This is a genomic window from Rhodanobacter geophilus, assembly GCF_040812275.1.
In the GTDB taxonomy this organism is placed as follows: Bacteria; Pseudomonadota; Gammaproteobacteria; order Xanthomonadales; family Rhodanobacteraceae; genus Rhodanobacter_A; species Rhodanobacter_A geophilus.
The window spans coordinates 1-17583 of the sequence record NZ_JBFOHL010000004.1; the positions used below are offsets into that span (position 1 = coordinate 1).

The following is a 17583-nucleotide window of genomic DNA, read 5'->3' on the forward strand; positions in this document are numbered from 1 at the left end:
CGGCGGGTAGGCTTCTTCTTGGCGTCGAAACTCAACGAGGCGAACGAACGTTGTTTCATCGGGAATGGGCTTCCTGGGGCTCGCCGCTATGATGCCTCGGATGGGGAATAGATCAGAGCATCCCTAGCCGCCGAGATCTGGCGGCACCGACCGGTCCGCTCTGAGTCCGATCATTCGTTGCAAGTCAACAGGGAAATGTCTTTCGACATACGGTGCGGGTCCGTGCCGGTTTGCTCGAGTGCGGTATCCGGTTTCGTGAACTGCCGGCGCAATGCATTCCACGCTGCTGCATCGGTATTGAAGTCCCTGCACACTTCCCGATAAGTACGGTAAAGCGAAGCAGTCGGAGCGTTTTCACTGGTCGAAGCGATCATCTCGAGCAAGGCCGCTGATTGCCCGTTGATTCTGCTGAAGCTGGTGGCGCCTTTGACAGGTAGTACGGCGTAAGGCCCTCCGGAAAGACCGATGGATGCGTCGTCAAGTGTGCCGGTGAGTTTGGCAAGCTGCCGCTGCAGCGACTTGGTCTGCTGGTCGGGAGCAGCTTTGCTCGACGATGTCAGTTGCGTGCCCCATGCCTGGCCCTGTTCGTAGGCTTGCTTGCTAGCCGCCATGACGGCGATGACCTGTTGCGAGAGCGCCAGCTGCTTGCGCATGGCGTCCACGGTCGCCGGTGTCTCGCCCAAACGCGGGTCCGGCTCGAGCGTCAGCGGCTGCGTGGTCGAAATTCCGTCGACAGTCAGCCTCACCGTGTAGTTGCCGGGCAGCGCCACGGGACCTTGCGGGATGAAAGGCGTGTCATGCGGTTCGGCGCCCATGGATTGGTCGAAAAACAGCGCCGGCGGCGTCGGGTAACGCATGTCCCAGGTCACCCGATGAGCGCCGGCAGCAGCAGACAATGGCCGCTGCGGCCGGATCCAGAAACTGGGTGCAGGCGGGGCAGGCTGATCGAGCGCGGGGATCGGTGCAGTCGAATAGCTGCGCACGACCTTGCCGGTGTCGTCGAGAATCTGCAGTTGCACCGAACGTGCCGATTGCTCCAGCCAGTAGTCGATGATCGCTCCTTGCGGCGGATTCTTCGCGTGCGGAACCTCGGGCGGAAACGGGGTGTCCTGGTTCACGTTCGCTTGCACCAATATCGCCGCGGCGGGCCGGAACAAATGGACTGGCTGGCCGGCGCTATTCGCACTCATCTGCTCCAGTGGCGAGATATCGTCCAGGATCCAGATGGCGCGGCCGTAGGTCGCGGCGATCAGATCGCCGTCGTGGAGTTGCAGATCGTTGAAGGCCGTGGTCGGCAGGTTGAGCCGTAGCGATTGCCAGTGGTTGCCGTCATCGAACGACACGTAAACCGATGTTTCCGTGCCCGCGAACAACAAGCCCTGCTTGTGCGGGTCTTCGCGCACGACCTCCACGAAACTGCCGGTGGCCTGGTCCGTCGGCAGGCCGTCGACGATGCTCCGCCAGGATTTTCCATAGTCGCGGGTGCGATAGATGTGCGGCGTATCATCGCCGGTGGCGTCGTCTGCCACCGCCGCGTAGGCTTCCGCCGGATCGAAGCCCGACGCCTGGATATTGACAACGCCGTGCGTAGACAACTTCGGTGGCGTCACGTCCTGCCAATGTTGCCCACCGTCCCGGGTGACGTATACCACGCCGTTATTGCTACCGGTCCAGATCACCCCGGCCTTTACGGTCGAAGGCGACAGCGACTCGAGCGCGTCGCCGTGATGCACGCCTGCCGGCGGAGGCATTGGCGGCTTGCCCGGATGGGCGGTGAGGTCCGGGCTGATTTTCAGCCAGTGGTCGCCACCGTCCACGGTTTTCCAGACGTTCTGCGTGCCGTAATACAAGGCGTGCGAATCCTGCGGCGAGAACACGATCGGGGGTGAAATGGCCCGCCGAAAGTCGGTGTCGCTCACTGCACTGATGGCGCCGACGCCGGGATCGACGCTTTGTGCGCCCCAGGTCCTGCGGTTGAGCTTTTGCAGGAAGCCCATGTTGCCACCGTTGTAGATCACGTCGGGATTGGCGGGGTCGAGGGTCACGAATCCCGTCTCCCAGCCCGGCAGCGGAAACCAGTCGAGGTCGGTGACCTCGCCGAACAGGCCGCGACTGGCCACGGCGACCGCTCCGCTGTCCTGCTTGGTGCCATAGATCCAGTAGGGAAAGCGGTTGTCCGTGGTGATCTTGTACATCTCGGCCGTCGCCTGGTTGTACCAGAGGCTCCAGCTGCCACCGCCGTCGAGACTGATCGAGGCGCCCTGATCGCCACCGTAGACAATGTGCTTCGGATTGGTCGGGTCGATCCACCACTGGTTTGGATCGTCACCACCCGGCGCGCCTTTGTACGCAACCAGGGTGCGGCCTCCATCGGTGGACCGGTACACGCAAGTGCCCATGGTGTAAACGACGTCCGGATTGGCCGGATCCACCAACACCTGCTTGCTCGACGTATAGATGGTGCCGGTGGCGAGCGACCAGTTGTCACCGCCATCGTCCGAGCGATACAGGCCCTTGTGATTCAGCAGATACACACGCTGCGAATGGGTGCCGTCCGCGACCGCGGTCGGCCCGATCATTTCAGGCAGGCCGTGGCCCGTGAGTTTGGTCCAGGTCAGGCCTTCGTCGGTGGATTTGTAGAGATTTGAAGGCGCGGGGTGCTTGACCAGCGCATACCCGGGAGCTCCCGCCGAGTGATACGTCTGCGCCACGGTCGCAAATATCACGCGCGGATTGTCGCTCGCCCAGGAAAGATAGGTGGAACCCGACTCCGGCCCGACCGCCAGCACCAACCGCCAGCTGCGCCCGCCATCGGTACTTCGATACACCCCGCGCGCGCCGCCCTGGCGGTGATCCACCCCGCGCGTGGCTGCCAGCACCAGCTCGGGATTGTGCGGATCAACCAACAGCCAGCTGATGGCCCCGGCCTGTTCCAGCCCCGCGCTCTGCCAGTGCGCCCCGGCATCGATCGATTTCCATACCCCGCTGCCGTACTGGGTTCCGAAGATGCTGCCGGTGCCCGCATAGACGACCGACGCTTGGGACGGGGCCACCGCCAGTGCCGTGATCCCGCGAATTGCGTGCACGGCATCCGTCAGCGGATGCCAGGTGACCCCGGCATTCACGGTCTTCCAGACGCCGCCGTTGTCGGTGCCGACGTAGCCGATGGCTGGCTGCCCGCTCGCGCCCGACACGGAATCCACCTTGCCGGCGATGAACGGACCGACGTTGCGCCAATGCATGCCCTGCAACAGCTTCGGGCTGACCTGGGCTGGCGCCAGCGTCGCGATGCACAGTGCTCCGGCAGCCACCACGGTGCGGATACCCGCCGTTCCAAGCCGAGAAATCATGCTGAGCTCCTGTTTCTCCGTGATGGATTCCCCCAACCCAAGAACTCACGGCACGGGAAGATTCGGCCTTCGGGATGAGTATGGTCGGGCGGCAACCCGAGCGAAGCTGCATCGCCTTGCGGCGCATGGCCATGCAATCGAGTCTAGTTGATTCTCCCGTGCTCGGGCTTCTCGTGCGGCATGATCTCATGCGGCATGGTCAGGGGTTCTATCCCATTGGCACGACAAGTCACGCCTTGAACGGCTGCTATCCAATAGCTTGATCGGGGCCGCGAGTGGCTCCTCATGGCCGAGGCTGGCCCGTTGACCCGCGCTGCTAACAAGCGTTGCCAGTTCCCACGGCGGTGGTCAGGCTCGACATCGGGAATACTGCGCGGACTTCGCCGCCATTCCCTCGACCGAAGGTTTCTTCTATGGTGGCGAACCGTCTCCGACCATGGCGCCCGCATGTCCACATCCATCGAGCAACTGGACCACCTGAGGCGCAGCCTCTCCAACCGCCACCTGCAGCTGATCGCGCTTGGCGGCGCCATCGGCACCGGCCTGTTCATGGGGTCGGGCAAGACCATCAGCCTCGCCGGGCCGTCGATCCTCTTCGTCTATCTGATCATCGGCGTGATGCTGTTCTTCGTGATGCGCGCGATGGGCGAGCTGCTGCTGTCGAACCTGGAGTACAAGTCGTTCATCGACTTCTCCACCGACCTGCTCGGGCCGTGGGCCGGCTTCTTCTGCGGCTGGACGTACTGGTTCTGCTGGATCGTCACCGCGATCGCGGAAGTGATCGCGATCGCCGCCTACGTGCAGTTCTGGCTGCCGCACCTCGCCCCCTGGATACCGGCGCTGCTGTGCGTGCTGCTGCTGCTCAGCCTGAACCTGGCGACGGTGAAGATGTTCGGCGAGCTGGAGTTCTGGTTCGCGCTGATCAAGATCGTGGCGATCATCGCGCTGGTGGTGGTCGGCTTCGCGCTGGTGGCATGGGGCTTCCATTCGCCGGCGGGGAACAAGGCTACGCTGGCCAACCTGTGGAACGACGGCGGCTTCTTCCCGCACGGGCTGTCGGGTTTCTTCGCCGGGTTCCAGATCGCGGTGTTCGCCTTCGTCGGCATCGAGCTGGTCGGCACCACCGCCGCCGAGACGGCGGACCCGCGGCGCAACCTGCCCAAGGCGATCAACGCGATCCCGCTGCGCATCATCATCTTCTACGTGCTGGCGCTGGCGGCGATCATGGCGGTGACGCCGTGGCGCCTGGTCGAGGCGGACAAGAGCCCGTTCGTGGAACTGTTCGTGCTGGCCGGCGTGCCGGCGGCCGCCAGCCTGATCAACTTCGTGGTGCTGACCTCGGCCACCTCCTCGGCCAACAGCGGCATCTTCTCCACCAGCCGCATGCTGTACGGCCTGGCCGGCGAGAACCACGCGCCGAAGGCGTTCGCGCGGCTGTCAAAGGCGGCAGTGCCTTCGCTGGGCCTGCTGTTCTCCTGCTTCTGCCTGCTGCTGGGCGCGGCGCTGATCTACCTCGTGCCGAACCTGGTCACCGCATTCACCCTGGTCACCACGCTGTCCGCGGTGCTGTTCATGTTCGTGTGGTCGCTGATCCTGTGCGCCTACATGGCCTACCGCCGCCAGCGCCCGCAGCAGCACGCGGACTCGGCATACAAGATGCCCGGCGGCGTCTTCATGTGCTGGGCGTGCCTGGCGTTCTTCGCGTTCGTGCTGGTGCTGCTGTGCCTGCAGTCCGATACCCGCGCCGCCCTGCTGGCCAGCCCGGTGTGGTTCGTGCTGCTGGGGATCGGCTACGCGTGGAAGAAGCGGCGCGCCGGCCAGTCCGCCCCCTGAAAGGCGGGCCAGTCCAGCCATGGCTGCCGGTACGCGCCCGCGAGCCAAGTAGAATGGCGCGCCATCCACCGTCGGGAAGACACATGCAGGGTTCGCCGGGAGTCTCGATCATCCATCCGCACGTATTGGCGTCTGCGGATGCCTGCCGGGCCGAGTTCATCTCGGCGGCGCCGTTCCCGCACGTGGTGATCGACGATTTCCTCGCGCCGGATTTCGCCGCGGCGCTGCTGGACAACTTCCCCGCCTTCGAGCGCGGCAACGCGGTGGGCGACGACGGCAAGCCGGGCGGCAAGTCCACGCTGGCGAAGATCCGCCAGCTCGGCCCGGTCTGGCAGCAGCTGGACGACGCGATCCAGAGCCCCGAATTCCTCGAAGCGGTAGGCAGGCTCACCGGCATCGAAGGGCTGATCTACGACCCGTGGTATCTCGGCGGCGGCACGCACGAGAACCGCGACGGGATGAGCCTCGACCCGCACGTGGACTTCAACTACCACCCCAGCGAACGCTGGCACCGGCGGCTCAACCTCATCGTCTACCTCAACCCGGAATGGGATGCGCAGTGGGGCGGCTGCCTGGAACTGTTCCGCGACCCGCACGCCGATGCGCGGCCCGCGCGTTCGGTGGCGCCCGCGTTCAACCGCTGCGTGATCTTCGAGACCTCCGAGCGCTCCTGGCATGCCTTCGACCGGATCGAGCTGCCGCCGGAGCATGCCGGGCTCACGCGCCGCTCCGTCGCGCTGTACTTCTACACCAAGGATCGCCCCGCCGCGGAGACGGCGCCGCGCCACACCACCTATTACGTGAACCGCCAGCTGCCGCCGCACCTGGACGAAGGGCACACGCTGACGCGCGGCGACGTGGCCGAGATCCGGCAACTGATCGAGCAGCGCGACGGCCACATCCGCATGCTCTACGCCGAGAACACCGCGCTGCGCCAGGCCCAGGATGCCGGCCTCACCGGGCACCTGCTGTACCTGGCCAAGCGCGCCTTCGTGCGATTCCGCAAATAGCGCACACGCGAGCCGGCGCCTGCTAACGTGCCGCCACGCCAGCCACCCGGGGAGATCATCATGCGCCATCACCTTGCCGCCGCCCTCGCGATGACGCTAGCCCTCGCGGCAACGTCGACCCGTGCCGCAGAGGACAAGCCCACGCCCACCGCGAAGGAACTGCTGGCGGCCTCGAAGCCTTCCGAATGGCGCACACCCGACCCGGCCAACCTGCTCTACATGCAGTTGCCGCAGGGCCGCGTGGTGATCGAGCTGGCGCCGGACTTCAGCCCGCTGCATGCACAGAACATCCGCACCCTGGTGCGCCAGCGCTACTTCGACGGCCTCGCCATCGTGCGCGTGCAGGACAACTTCGTCACCCAGTGGGACGACCCGAACGGTGACGACGGTGGCGACAAGGCGAAGATGCATCCGCTGGGCAACGCCAGGGCCACCCTGCCGCCGGAATTCACCCGCCCGATCGACCCGAAGCAGGCGTGGACGCCGCTGCCCGACGGCGACATCCATGCGCCGCAGGTCGGCTTCTCCGAGGGCTTCCCGGTGGCGCGCGATCCGGCCCATGACAAGGAGTGGCTGGTGCAGTGCTACGGCATGGTCGGCGTGGGGCGCGACGTGCCGCCCGACAGCGGCAACGGCAGCGCGCTGTACGCCGTCATCGGCCAGGCGCCGCGCCGGCTGGACCACAACCTGGCCGTGGCCGGCCGCGTGCTGCAAGGCATGCAATACCTCTCGGCGCTGCCGCGCGGCACCGGGCCGATGGGCTTTTACGACAAGGCGTCCGAACGAACGGCGATCCTGTCGGTGAAGCTGGCTTCCGAGCTGCCGCCCGCGCAGCGCGAGAAGATCCAGGTGCTGCGCACCGACAGCCCCACGTTCTATGCGCTGATCGATGTCGCGCGCCATGGCCACAACGCGTTCTATCCCGTGCCGGTGGGCAAGCTGGGCATCTGCGACATCCAGGCGCCGGTGCGGGTGGACGGCAAGCCGCTGTAACAAGCCGCGCGGTCGCCAGCACAGACTCCCGCCCCACCCTTCCCGCAAGGGTGGCATCGACGCTCCGTTGCGCGGCAGCGGCAAGGCATGACGCCTTGGGCGTGACGATGGGCACGACGGCATAACCGTATCCGAACATCCGGCCTGGGCGTTCCGGTTATGGTGACTTCCATGCGTCGACCGGCCCGGCACCCATGTCCTTGAACGACACCATGCATCTGTTGCGTGCCTGGCTGCGCGATCCGCGCAGCGTGGGCGCCCTGGCGCCGTCCGGCCCTGCGTTGGCGCGCTTGATGACCGCCCACATCGACCATGCGCATGGCCCGGTGATCGAACTGGGCCCCGGCACCGGCGTGTTCACGCGGGCCCTGCTGGAACGTGGCCTGCCGGGACACCGGCTGGTGCTGGTGGAGACCGATCCGGTGCTGGCCAGCACGCTGGCGCAACGCTATCCGCATGCACGCGTGCTGCGCATGGATGCGGCCAGGCTGGGTCGCTCGTCGTCGCTGTTCGGCGACGAGCGCGCCAGTGCCGTGATCAGCGGCCTGCCCCTGCTGTCGATCCCCGCCGACAAGGTCGCCGCCATCGTCGAGGGCGTGTTCGAACGCCAGCTGCAGCACGATGGCGCGCTCTACCAGTTCACCTACGGCCTGCGCTGCCCGGTGCCGCGCGCGCTGCGCCAGCGCCTGGGACTGGAGGCCGAGCGCATCGGCGGCGCCTGGCTCAACCTGCCGCCAGCCTGGGTCTGGCGCATCCACCGCCGCAACCGCTGAGTCCCCGGTCACGTACGGCCGTGCCGGTCGCCCGCACTTGCAAACGACATATCTGCGATATATCTTAAATTTCCCAATTCGATATATCGGAGTTTGCCATGCGCATGCACCACCTGTTCCACCGCTTCGCGCACCATCACCACCACAGCTTCCAGGGCTTTGCCATGGACGAGGCCGGGTACGGCTACCACGCCGGCCGCCACGGCCCGTTCGGCGAGCATCACGGCGGCGACGCCTTCGGCGGCTGGGATGGCTTGCGCGGCGGCGGCCGGCGCGGCGGCGGCCGCATGTTCGGCCACGGTGACCTCAAGCTGCTGCTGCTGGCGCTGATCGAGCAGCAACCGCGCCACGGCTACGAGCTGATCCGCACCATCGAGGAGATGTTCCACGGCCAGTACTCGCCCAGCCCCGGCGCGATCTACCCCATCCTCGCCATGCTGGAGGACATGGGCTATGCACAGGTGGAAAGCGCGGCGGGCAACCGCAAGCTGTACGCGATCACCGCCGAGGGGCGCGCCTTCCTCGACGAGAACCGCGCCGCCGTGGACGCCGCGACCTCGCGCACCGAACACAGCGCACGCATCGCGGCGAAGATGGCCGCGCCGATGGCGGTGCGCAAGGCCATGCATGCGCTGAAGCATGCGCTGCTGATGCGCACGAGCTGGGACAAGGCCGAGGCGGAGCGCGTGGCCGCGATCCTGCAGCGCGCCGCCAGCGAGGTCGCCACCGGCCGCCCGCACGACTGAACCACGCCCGCCGCCGCCACGCGGCGGCTTCACCGCGCGCCAGCCATCGCCAGCGCCCGCTCCCCACGAGGTAACCACGATGGCCCTTCATGTCCACCGGCGCCTGCGCCACGACGTCGTGCTGCGCACGCTCGAGGTGCTGCGCGTCGAGCGTCTCTCCCCGCACATGCAGCGGGTGACGCTCGGCGGTCCCGGACTGCACGGCTTCCACAGCGCCGCGCCCGACGATCACGTGAAGCTGTTCTTCCCCAACCGCGACGGCGAGCTGGTGCTGCCCGCGCTCGGGCCGAACGGTCCGGAGTTCCCCGCCGGGCGCGAGGCTTCGCCGATGCGCGACTACACCCCGCGTCGCCACGATGCCGCACGCAACGAGCTGGTGATCGACTTCGTGCTGCACGGCGACGGCCCCGCCTCCGACTGGGCGGCCCGGGTCGCGCCCGGCCAGCGCCTCGGTGCCGGCGGCCCGCGCGGTTCCCACCTGGTCGCCGACGACTTCGACCGCTACGTGCTGCTCGGCGACGAGACCGCCCTGCCCGCGATCGGCCGGTGGCTGGAGGAACTGCCCGCCGGCACGCGTGCTACCGCGCTGATCGAGATTCCCGAAGCCGCCGATCGCCAGCCGCTGCCCTCGCGCGCCGATGTCGAAGTCCGCTGGCTGGTGCGCGACGGCGCCGCACACGGCGAACTGCTGGAGCATGCGCTGCGCGAACTGCCCGCCATCGAAGGCGACAGCTTCCACTGGATCGCCGCCGAGTCGAAGCGCGCCCGTGCGATGCGCCAGTGGCTGGAGCAGCGTGGCGTGCCAAAGGACTGGATCAAGGCCACCGGCTACTGGAAGGCCGGCGCGGACGACGACGACTGATCCCGGCCCGGCGCCGCAAGTGAACGCGCGGTGAGTGGAACCGCGCCATCACCACGAAATCTTGCCGCGCCATCGGCTATGCCTCGATCCATCGCCATCACCGGTCGCGCCGCGGCCGCAGGAGACGGGCATGAGGCGCAGGCACAAGCTGCTGGCATGGATCATCGGCGTGCCGGTGACGCTGTTCGTCGTACTGGTCTCGGCGCTGGTGATTACGCTGTCCCTGTTCAACTGGAACAGGCTGAAGCCGACCATAGCCGCGCAGGCCAGCACGGCGCTCGGCCGCCCGTTCGCGATCAACGGCGACCTCGGCGTGCAGTGGATGCGCGAGCCGCAATCGCGGGGCTGGCGCGCATGGGTGCCGTGGCCGCACATCGTGGCGCAGGACATCGCCGTCGCGAATCCGGCGTGGGCGAAGCAGCCGCAATTCGCGCATCTCGACGCGCTGCGCTTCAGCCTCTCGCCGCTGGACCTGCTGCGGCACCGCGTGCGCATCCCCACCCTGCAACTGGTGAATCCCAGCGTGGATCTGGAACGCGACGCGCAGGGCCGCGCCAACTGGACATTCAACCCGCCACCAGGCAATACGCCGTCCACGTGGACGGCGGATCTCGGCGCCATCGGTTTCGACGCCGGCCGGATCGCGCTGGACGACGCCACCGGCCGCGTGAAGATGGCCGTGCACATCGAGCCGCTGCAGCAGGCGATTCCCTACGACCAGATCGTGGCGCAGGCGACGGCGGACGCGCGCACGCAGGCGATCAGCAGCGCCGGCCGCGGCGCCGGCAAGACGATGGGCAAGGACGACGGGCAGAACCAGCCCGACGACGCGGCCGCGCGGCGATCCAGCTACCAGTTCGCCTGGACCGCGAAGGGCAGCTACCAGGGCGCACCGCTGGACGGCAGCGGCAGGATGGGCGCCGTGCTGGCCTTGCAGCAGTCCGACCAGCCGTTCCCGCTGCAGGCCAAGCTGCGCATCGGCGACACCCACATCGCCCTGGTCGGCACGCTCACCGATCCCGTGCACCTTGGCGCGCTGGACCTGCGCCTGTGGCTTGCCGGCTCCAGCATGGCCAGGCTCTATCCCATCCTCGGCGTCACCCTGCCCGACACGCCGCCCTACGCCACCCGCGGCCGCCTCACCGCCACGCTGGGCCGCCACGGCAGCCGCTTCGGCTATCACGATTTCCACGCGCGCGTGGGCGGCAGCGACCTCGCCGGCGACGTCGACTACGTCACCGGCGGTACGCGCCCCAGGCTCAGCGGCAAGGTACAGGCCACGCAATTGCGCTTCGCCGATCTCGCGCCGCTGGTAGGCAGCGGCGGCTCCAGCACCACCGCGCCGCCACCCGCCGCATCGGACCGCGTGCTGCCCACGCAATCCTTCCGCACCGACCGCTGGAAGGCGATGGATGCCGACGTGAGCTTCTCTGCCGGGCGCATCGAGCACGGCCCGTCGCTGCCGATCCAGTCGCTGTCCACGCACCTGGTGATGGACGACGGCACGCTCACGCTGGATCCGCTGCGTTTCGGCGTGGCCGGCGGCCAGGTGGACGGCATGCTGCGCCTCGACGGCAGCACCGCGCCGATGCGCGGCACGCTGAAGCTCGATGTGCGCCACCTGCACATCGAGCAGTTGTCGCAGCGTTTCGCGGCGATGCGCACCAGCCTGGGCGAGATCAACGGCGACGCCGCGCTGGATGCGCGCGGCAACTCCGTCGCCACCCTGCTCGGCACGGCCAGCGGCCAACTGAAGCTGCTGATGAACAACGGTGCGATCAGCCGCAACCTGCTGGAAATGGCCGGCCTCAACGTGGGCAACATCGTGCTCGGCAAGCTGTTCGGCGACAAGACGGTGAAGATCGACTGCGCCGCCAGCGACCTCGTGGCGCAGGACGGCCTGTTCCGCACGCGGCTGTTCGTGTTCGACACCCGGGACGCGCTGATCGACGTCAAGGGCAACGTGAACTTCGCCAACGAGAAGATGGACCTGGACGTGACGCCCCACACCAAGGGCCTGCGCGTGCTGTCCCTGCGCTCGCCGCTGTACGTGCGCGGCACGTTCAAGCAGCCCGACGTGGGCGTGCACACCGGCCCGCTGCTGGCACGCGGCGCCGGCGCGGTGGCGCTGGGCGTGGTCGCTGCGCCGGCGGCCGCGCTGCTGGCGCTGGTCGCCCCCAGCCACGACACCGGCAACGCCGATACCTGCACCACCATCCTGCAGCAGATGCGCACGCCGGCACGGCGCTGAGTGTTTATCCTTGCGATCGTCCCTGATCGCGTGGAGCGAACGGGTGGCCATCCCCGGCCGCACTTTATCCATGGTCCTTGCGATCGTTCCTGATCGCGAAAATCAACCGGGCAGCCATCCCTGGCCGCACTTTTCAGATGGGCGCGACGTAGAATGCCGCGTCTCCCATCGATGCATCCCCATGCAAGCCACCAACCAGGCCCGCCTGCAGATCCACTTCTGCGTGCTGTTGTGGGGCTTCACCGCGATCCTCGGCAAGCTGATCACCCTGCCCGCGCTGCCGCTGGTGTGGTGGCGCATGCTGCTGGTGACGGCCGCGCTGCTGCTGATGCCGCGGGTATGGCGCGGCCTGCGCGCGATGCCGGCGCGGCTGCGCTGGGCGTATGCCGGCATCGGCGTGCTGGTGTCGCTGCACTGGCTCACCTTCTACGCGGCGATCAAGCTGGCCAACGCCTCGGTGGGCGCCACCTGCATCGCGCTGGGGCCGGTGTTCCTCGCCTTCGTCGAGCCGTGGATCGCCAGGCGCAAGTTCGACCCGCGCGAACTGCTGGTCGGCGCGGCCGTGGTGCCGGGCGTGGCGATGGTGGTGGGTGGCGTGCCCGGCGGCATGCGCCTGGGCATCGCGGTGGGCGTGCTGTCGGCGCTGTTCGTGGCGTTGTTCGGCGCGCTCAACAAGCGCCTGGTGGAACACGGCGACCCGCTCACCGTCACCTGCATCGAACTGGGCACCGGCACCGCCTTCCTCACCCTGCTGGCGCCGCTGCTACCCCACACGGGCGCCGCCTTCGTGCTGCCGGACGCACACGACGCGCTGCTGCTGCTCGCGCTGGCCTTCGGCTGCACCCTGCTGCCGTTTGCACTGGCGCTGGTGGCGTTGCGCCACTTGAGCGCGTTCGGCACGCAGATGGTGACCAACCTGGAACCGGTGTACGCGATCGTGCTGGCGATATTGCTGCTAGGCGAGCAGCGGCAGCTGGACGGTTGGTTCTATGCGGGCGTGGCGGTGATCCTGGTCGCGGTGTTCGCGCATCCGCTGCTGGGGCGTCGGCAGCGGCCCGCCGGGCAGCCGGAGTTGCTGGGGACTGCCGAGAGCCACAACATCGTGGAGTAGAGGCTGGTTCGGCAGCAGCGGGCCCCGCCCCTGCGTGGCTGCTGCGGCCTGCTTCGCGGCCGCTCCAGTCGCCGGATGCCCGGCCTTCGTCATGGCGATGCACTCGCGCAGATGCTCGATGAAGGCACGCACCTTGGCCCGGACGCGCGGTATCGGGCGCACGCAGGTCTCAAGGCAAGGGCGCCGCCACCCGCCATGGGCGAAAGCCGGACGGGTGCACCGCACGCAGGCCGGAACCGCGCAGCGGGCCAACGCCAGGTCAAAGCAGCCGCCCGGCGCCCGCTCTGCAGCGGCCTTCATGCGGCCCGCGCACCACCCGCGGCCTATACTTGCGCGCCAATACCCACGGTCGCCGCCATGAACTACCGCCACGCCTACCACGCGGGCAATTTCGCCGATGTCCTGAAGCACACGGTGCTGCTGGCGCTGGTCGAAGCGCTCAGGCTCAAGCCCGCCCCGTTCTGCGTGGTCGACACCCATGCCGGCAGCGGCTGCTACGCGCTGGATGGCGCCGAGGCCGACAAGACCGGCGAATACCGGGACGGCATCGCCCGCCTGCTGTTTCCCGACCTGCACGGCGGCGGCGCCCACGCTGCCGCGCTGCCGCCGCTGCTGCGGCGCTGGCTGGACGCCATCCTCGCGCTGCCCGGCAACGAACACGGGCTGAAGCTCTATCCCGGCTCGCCGCTGCAAGTCGCGCAGGCCATGCGCGACATCGACAGCGCGCAACTATGCGAACTGCATCCGGAGGAGGCCGCGCGCCTGCGCGAGCTGTTACGTCGCGACGCGCGCATGCACGTGCACGAACGCAACGGCTACGAGGCGCTGAAGGCGCTGCTGCCGCCGAAGGAGAAGCGCGGCCTGGTGCTGATCGATCCGCCCTACGAGGCGCAGGAGGCCGAGTACCGGCTGATCGAGCAGGCCTTGAAGGAGGCCTTGCAGCGCTGGCCCACCGGCATCTACGCGATCTGGTACCCGATCAAGCGGCGCAGCCAGGTGCAGCCCTTCCTGCGCTGGCTCGGCCACTGCGGCGCCAGGCGCGTGCTGCGCGCGGAACTGCTGGTGCACGGCGACGACTCGCCGCTGCGCCTCAACGGTTCCGGCATGGCCATCATCAATGCGCCCTGGCAACTCGACGAAACCCTGCGCGAGCCGCTGCGCGCGCTGGCACGCCTGCTGACGCAGGAGCATCCGGCCGAATGGAAGCTGGATTGGCTGGCGAGCGAAACCGCTGCCGCGCCCGCCAGGCCACTGCGGCTACCGCCCACACCGCGCCGACGCTAAGCTCGCGACGCACCTTTGCGCTCAGGCCATCACACGATCCGGGAGCCCGCCATGCGCCATGCCACCGTTGCCGCCCGCATCCTTCTGCCCACCCTGCTGCTCGGCCTCGCCGCCTGCGCACCCGCACCGATTTACAAGAACGCGCCCGGCATCATCGCCGCCACGCCGATGCAAGTGGCGCAGGCTCCGGAGCAATACGCACACGGCCAGGTGATCTGGGGCGGCCGCGTGGTGGATGTGCGCAACCTGCCCGACCACAGCGAGATCGAGATCCTTGCCTACCCGCTGGACTCTTCGCAGCGCCCGGAATTCGGCGCTGGCGGCAGCGGTCGCTTCATCGCCATCGTGCCCGGCTACGCCGAGCCGATGAACTATCCCGCCGGCGCCCCGATCACCGTCGACGGCCAGCTGGCCGGCAGCCGCGCCGGCAAGGTCGGCGAAGCCGACTACGTGTTCCCGCTGGTGCGCGCGGCGCAATCGCACGTGTGGACTGCCGGGGAAATGCGCAGCGGACACCCGAATGTCAGCTTCGGCGTGGGGCTGGGGGTTGGCATCCGCTGAGCCGCGCCTCGGCGCCGCAACCGCGCGAGGCCCAGGAACGACAGGAGCGGCCGGCGTACCGTCGCCACCGCCGACAGCAGACAGCACGCCGGCCGCTGCCGTGCTTCCTTACACGTCCTGCCCGCGGGCGATGAGCCGGCTTTGCATCAAGGCCGCGGTGTGCAGCATCAGGAACAACGGAACCAGGAACGCCGGGATCACCAGCAGCGGCAGCGTTGCCATGGGAGCGGCCGTGACCTCGCCCGGGGCCCCCGTGGACAAGCTGGCACTCAAGGCCCCAAGGACGATGGCCACGGCAAGATCGAGCATGCCCAGCACGTTCCAGCGGACGAATGCACGGCTGGCGGCAAAGTCGCGGCGACGTGCAAGGGCCAGGACCATCCATGGGGCGACGAAGCCTACCGCCATGTCGCCCAGGCCCGCCGGCAACGCGAACACGGCCGGCAGCACATCGTGTGCGTACAGTGACAGGAAGCCCAGGCCGGCCCATCGCCAGGCCTGCATGCCCGTGATCAGGCGCAGGTCGAGCGAGAGAACGAACGCGCGAAACGACGGCGAGAACCGCAGCCACGCAAAGAACAGCAGGAGGGGCGTCGCGACCCCGATGGCAATGGCGATCGGCGGCTGCCCGGGACGCCCGACGAAGGCGCCCGATGCACCGAGTGACACGACAAGCGCGAACCATAGGGACAGGACCAGGATGATCCCGGGGCGGATGCCGCCGTTCCCCATGGGACGGGATCTGGTCGGGCGCGGAAAAGCCGTGGCTGACATGGGCGCTCTCCTCAAGCAACTTGCATTTTGCAAGTCTATGGCGACGCTACCCCACTTGCTTGCATAATGCAAGTGACAGGCCTCCCATCATCGAGAGCCAGCGAAAATGAGTATCGCCAAGCCCTTCGCGCGCTCCGCCTGCGCGGTCGCCAATTCGCTCGACATCGTGGGCGACAAATGGTCGCTGCTGGTGGTGCGCGACCTGTTGCACGGCAAGAGCACCTACGGTGAGCTCGCGGACTCGCCGGAACGCATCCCGACCAATATCCTCGCGGAGCGCCTCAAGCGTCTGGAGGCTGCCGGCATCATCGTCGGCACACCCTACCAGGAGCGCCCGGTGCGTTACGCCTACACGCTTACCCCGAAGGGCAAGGCCCTGGGCGACGTGCTGCTCGCGTTCGTACGCTGGGGCAAGCGGCACATACCGGGAACGGTGGTGATGGGCCGGGGGCCGGCCGGCGGCGGAACCGCGGCACCGGCGGCGACCACGCGGCGCACGCGCACGACACGCGCGAAATAAACAAGACAGCCGGCGGCGCCTAACGCGACCACTACAATGGCAGCCACCTCCGGACCATGGCTCGCATGCCCGACCATGTCGACGTCGCACGTCACTCCCTTCACCGCCAGCCCCATCGCCCATGTGCGCTCGCCCTATGCGCGGCGCATCGATGCGCCGCACCAGTCCACCGTGGTGGCGGGCACCGAAACGGGCAGCGAAGTCGAGGCGCGCATCGAGTTCGTGGAGAGCCTGCCGTCTGAAGCGTTTGCCGATCTCCCCGGCTTCGAGCGGATCTGGCTGCTGTTCGTGTTCCACCGCAGCGAGGGCTGGAAGCCGCAGGTGCGACCGCCGCGCGGCGGCGGCAAGCGCGGCGTGCTGGCCACGCGCTCGCCGCATCGGCCGAACGCCATCGGGCTGTCCGCAGTCGAGCTGGTGGCGGTGGAGGAGCGCGCGCTGCGTGTGCGCGGCGTGGATCTGCTGGACGGCACGCCCATCCTCGACATCAAGCCCTATGTGCCTTACGCCGATGCCTTTCCCGATTCGCGCGCCGGCTGGATCGACGCGATCGACGCGGCGCAGGGCCGGCATTCCGCCCCTGGTCCAAGGCGGCCGCGGAAACCCGCCAACGACGAGAAAAGCTGAATCGCGGCGCTTGCGCGACTGCGGCAAACCGGCGCAAGGACTTGTATCCAGGCTGGAATCGGAACATGCTGCACTGCACACAATACGCCGAAGTATTGAAATGATCTCCGCCAGCCTGCGCTCGACCACCCCGCACCCGCCGCTGCCCCCGCGCAGCCGCGAACGCTATGCCCCTGCGCTCACCGTGCACACCACCCGCGGCGAACGCGTGCGCAGCCGCGACGGCCGCGAGCTGTGGCTGCGCGATATCGAACCCGGCGACGTGGCAGCGCTGCAGCGCTGCTTTGCCCGGCAGTCGCCGGAGGACATCCGTCGCCGTTTCCTGCACGCGATGTCCGAGCTGCCCGCGCCGATGGCACGGCGCCTGTGCAACATCGACCCGACGTGCGAGACCGCGCTGGTGCTGGTGGACGAGTCGGCCCGCCCCGCCGAAATCCGCGGCGTGGGTCGCATCTATGTGGACGAGTCCGCCGACAGCGCCGAGTTCTCGGTGATCGTGGAACACGACTGGAGCCGCATCGGCCTCGGCGCGCTGCTGATGCAGCGCCTGGTCGACGATTGCCGCCGCCGCGGCCTCGCCGAGATCTGGGGCTATGTGCTGCTGGAGAACCGCCCGATGCTGGAGCTGTGCCGGGAACTGGGTTTCACCCAGCGCCTGATGCCGGACGAGCCGGGCACGGCGCAGATCACGCTGCGGCTGTAACGCACTGCTCCCTCCCCCCAGCGGGGAGAGGGCTGGGGTGAGGGGCCATGTTTGCCTCGCCGCAAAGCCGAAGCAGGCTTTGTCGGCGGCATTCCCGCGAGCACCCGCCCCATCTCCTCGATCCTCTTCCTCGCCCCTCAGAGCAGGGCCATCCATGGCCCTTCCCCGCGTCCCCGCTGAGAGAGGAA

Annotated in this window: 15 protein-coding genes; 13 read left to right on the forward strand and 2 right to left on the reverse strand. The window is 68.1% G+C overall.

Annotated elements, in window-relative coordinates:
• Positions 1-170 precede the first annotated feature (170 nt).
• A complete protein-coding gene (locus tag ABQJ56_RS05650; protein ID WP_367844017.1) occupies positions 171-3350 on the reverse strand; it encodes a beta propeller repeat protein in 3180 nt (1059 codons plus the stop codon).
• Between the two features lie 447 nt (positions 3351-3797).
• Here ABQJ56_RS05650 and cycA point away from each other — a divergent pair, with 447 nt between their 5' ends.
• The 10 genes from cycA (at position 3798) to ABQJ56_RS05700 (ending at position 14774) form a co-directional block, all read left to right on the forward strand.
• Positions 3798-5183: a D-serine/D-alanine/glycine transporter gene (gene cycA, locus ABQJ56_RS05655; protein ID WP_367844018.1), complete on the forward strand. Its 1386-nt coding sequence runs from the start codon at positions 3798-3800 to the stop codon at positions 5181-5183.
• An 83-nt stretch (positions 5184-5266) separates the two neighbouring features.
• Positions 5267-6193 (forward strand): 2OG-Fe(II) oxygenase, encoded by a 927-nt coding sequence (locus ABQJ56_RS05660; RefSeq protein WP_367844019.1) that lies wholly within the window; start codon positions 5267-5269, stop codon positions 6191-6193.
• A gap of 60 nt (positions 6194-6253) precedes the next feature.
• Positions 6254-7186, forward strand: a complete 933-nt coding sequence (locus ABQJ56_RS05665) for a peptidylprolyl isomerase (RefSeq protein ID WP_367844020.1) — start codon at positions 6254-6256, stop codon at positions 7184-7186.
• Positions 7187-7398: 212 nt separating this feature from the next.
• Positions 7399-7959, forward strand: coding sequence for a class I SAM-dependent methyltransferase (locus tag ABQJ56_RS05670; RefSeq protein ID WP_367844021.1), 561 nt, complete (start codon positions 7399-7401; stop codon positions 7957-7959).
• A gap of 98 nt (positions 7960-8057) precedes the next feature.
• A complete protein-coding gene (locus ABQJ56_RS05675; RefSeq protein ID WP_367844022.1) occupies positions 8058-8705 on the forward strand; it encodes a PadR family transcriptional regulator in 648 nt (215 codons plus the stop codon).
• 79 nt (positions 8706-8784) lie between these two features.
• On the forward strand, positions 8785-9567 hold the full coding sequence (locus tag ABQJ56_RS05680; protein ID WP_367844023.1) for a siderophore-interacting protein: 783 nt from the start codon (positions 8785-8787) through the stop codon (positions 9565-9567).
• A gap of 130 nt (positions 9568-9697) precedes the next feature.
• Positions 9698-11818, forward strand: a complete 2121-nt coding sequence (locus tag ABQJ56_RS05685) for an AsmA family protein (RefSeq protein WP_367844024.1) — start codon at positions 9698-9700, stop codon at positions 11816-11818.
• A 181-nt stretch (positions 11819-11999) separates the two neighbouring features.
• The gene (locus tag ABQJ56_RS05690; RefSeq protein ID WP_367844025.1) at positions 12000-12929 is read left to right on the forward strand and encodes a DMT family transporter; all 930 of its coding nucleotides are present in this window, start codon (positions 12000-12002) and stop codon (positions 12927-12929) included.
• 357 nt (positions 12930-13286) lie between these two features.
• A complete protein-coding gene (locus ABQJ56_RS05695; protein WP_367844026.1) occupies positions 13287-14213 on the forward strand; it encodes a 23S rRNA (adenine(2030)-N(6))-methyltransferase RlmJ in 927 nt (308 codons plus the stop codon).
• Positions 14214-14264: 51 nt separating this feature from the next.
• Positions 14265-14774, forward strand: a complete 510-nt coding sequence (locus tag ABQJ56_RS05700; RefSeq protein ID WP_367844027.1) for a Slp family lipoprotein — start codon at positions 14265-14267, stop codon at positions 14772-14774.
• A 108-nt stretch (positions 14775-14882) separates the two neighbouring features.
• Here the strand turns inward: ABQJ56_RS05700 and ABQJ56_RS05705 are convergent, their stop codons facing one another.
• The gene (locus ABQJ56_RS05705; RefSeq protein WP_367844028.1) at positions 14883-15548 is read right to left on the reverse strand and encodes a DUF8737 domain-containing protein; all 666 of its coding nucleotides are present in this window, start codon (positions 15546-15548) and stop codon (positions 14883-14885) included.
• Positions 15549-15654: 106 nt separating this feature from the next.
• On the opposite strand from ABQJ56_RS05705, the gene ABQJ56_RS05710 reads away from it, so the two are divergent.
• From ABQJ56_RS05710 to ABQJ56_RS05720, 3 genes are all read left to right on the forward strand, one after another.
• Entirely contained in the window at positions 15655-16068 is a 414-nt protein-coding gene (locus ABQJ56_RS05710; protein WP_367844029.1) for a winged helix-turn-helix transcriptional regulator, read from the forward strand.
• A gap of 75 nt (positions 16069-16143) precedes the next feature.
• Positions 16144-16692: a tRNA (N6-threonylcarbamoyladenosine(37)-N6)-methyltransferase TrmO gene (tsaA, locus tag ABQJ56_RS05715; protein WP_367844030.1), complete on the forward strand. Its 549-nt coding sequence runs from the start codon at positions 16144-16146 to the stop codon at positions 16690-16692.
• 100 nt (positions 16693-16792) lie between these two features.
• Entirely contained in the window at positions 16793-17395 is a 603-nt protein-coding gene (locus ABQJ56_RS05720; protein WP_367844031.1) for a GNAT family N-acetyltransferase, read from the forward strand.
• The last annotated feature ends 188 nt before the right edge of the window (positions 17396-17583 follow it).

What these genes read in the sequence shown, in the direction of transcription:
- ABQJ56_RS05650 (WP_367844017.1), bottom strand. Translation starts at nt 3,350, where the DNA reads ATGATTTCTCGGCTTGGAACGGCGGGTATCCGCACCGTGGTGGCTGCC.
- cycA (WP_367844018.1), top strand. Translation starts at nt 3,798, where the DNA reads ATGTCCACATCCATCGAGCAACTGGACCACCTGAGGCGCAGCCTCTCC.
- ABQJ56_RS05660 (WP_367844019.1), top strand. Translation starts at nt 5,267, where the DNA reads ATGCAGGGTTCGCCGGGAGTCTCGATCATCCATCCGCACGTATTGGCG.
- ABQJ56_RS05665 (WP_367844020.1), top strand. Translation starts at nt 6,254, where the DNA reads ATGCGCCATCACCTTGCCGCCGCCCTCGCGATGACGCTAGCCCTCGCG.
- ABQJ56_RS05670 (WP_367844021.1), top strand. Translation starts at nt 7,399, where the DNA reads ATGCATCTGTTGCGTGCCTGGCTGCGCGATCCGCGCAGCGTGGGCGCC.
- ABQJ56_RS05675 (WP_367844022.1), top strand. Translation starts at nt 8,058, where the DNA reads ATGCGCATGCACCACCTGTTCCACCGCTTCGCGCACCATCACCACCAC.
- ABQJ56_RS05680 (WP_367844023.1), top strand. Translation starts at nt 8,785, where the DNA reads ATGGCCCTTCATGTCCACCGGCGCCTGCGCCACGACGTCGTGCTGCGC.
- ABQJ56_RS05685 (WP_367844024.1), top strand. Translation starts at nt 9,698, where the DNA reads ATGAGGCGCAGGCACAAGCTGCTGGCATGGATCATCGGCGTGCCGGTG.
- ABQJ56_RS05690 (WP_367844025.1), top strand. Translation starts at nt 12,000, where the DNA reads ATGCAAGCCACCAACCAGGCCCGCCTGCAGATCCACTTCTGCGTGCTG.
- ABQJ56_RS05695 (WP_367844026.1), top strand. Translation starts at nt 13,287, where the DNA reads ATGAACTACCGCCACGCCTACCACGCGGGCAATTTCGCCGATGTCCTG.
- ABQJ56_RS05700 (WP_367844027.1), top strand. Translation starts at nt 14,265, where the DNA reads ATGCGCCATGCCACCGTTGCCGCCCGCATCCTTCTGCCCACCCTGCTG.
- ABQJ56_RS05705 (WP_367844028.1), bottom strand. Translation starts at nt 15,548, where the DNA reads ATGTCAGCCACGGCTTTTCCGCGCCCGACCAGATCCCGTCCCATGGGG.
- ABQJ56_RS05710 (WP_367844029.1), top strand. Translation starts at nt 15,655, where the DNA reads ATGAGTATCGCCAAGCCCTTCGCGCGCTCCGCCTGCGCGGTCGCCAAT.
- tsaA (WP_367844030.1), top strand. Translation starts at nt 16,144, where the DNA reads ATGTCGACGTCGCACGTCACTCCCTTCACCGCCAGCCCCATCGCCCAT.
- ABQJ56_RS05720 (WP_367844031.1), top strand. Translation starts at nt 16,793, where the DNA reads ATGATCTCCGCCAGCCTGCGCTCGACCACCCCGCACCCGCCGCTGCCC.